General features: G+C 44.0%; 1 protein-coding gene. It reads left to right on the top strand.

Going from position 1 to position 688, the window contains the following annotated elements; translation table 11 throughout:
• Window positions 1-148 precede the first annotated feature (148 nt).
• Window positions 149-688 (top strand): ion transporter (locus A3739_RS04160; RefSeq protein WP_197472034.1); only part of this gene is annotated, 540 nt, incomplete at its 3' end.

Consider the following 688-nt stretch of genomic DNA (forward strand, 5'->3'; position numbering starts at 1 on the left):
GATGTCCGATTATTTGGAATTATTGTTGCTGTAGGATGTTTCTTTATTGTCCCTCACGTACCCTCAATTGTCGCCAACCTGATATGGGGGACTGCATTACTATCACAAATAGTTATTCCCGTAACGCGCGCGTGGATGACTTTCCGCCATGAGTGATATTTTAGTATCTAAAAATAAACTTCGGGCAAAGATCTATTGGTGGTTGGAACGGCCTGATAGAGAGGCTTGGGGGCCCAAACTTCTGGAAGTTGCCCTCGTTGTGCTGATCATACTCAATGTCGGCGCCGTTATTTTGGAAACGGTTGATTCCATCTACCAAAGCTGGGAAGGAGCCTTTAATGTATTTGAAGGCATTTCCTTATGCATCTTTATTTTAGAGTACCTGTTGCGCTTATGGATCGTACCTGAAAAGCAAGATTCACCTTCTCGTATATCATGGATGCGATCGCCGATTGCGATTATTGACTTGCTTGCTATCTTACCTGCGTTGCTCTATCTGTTCATTCCAATCGATCTACGCATTCTACGTACCTTCCGTATGCTTCGTCTTTTGAAGCTCACACGTTACTCACCTGCTCTGGGAATGTTGCTCGCAGTATTTGAAGAAGAGGCGGGAGCTTTCTTTGCTGGATTTTTCATTCTCATGCTTATGCTTATCTTTGCTGCAAGTGGTGCATGGTTAGCAGAA

Source organism: Oleiphilus sp. HI0067, from assembly GCF_001635735.1.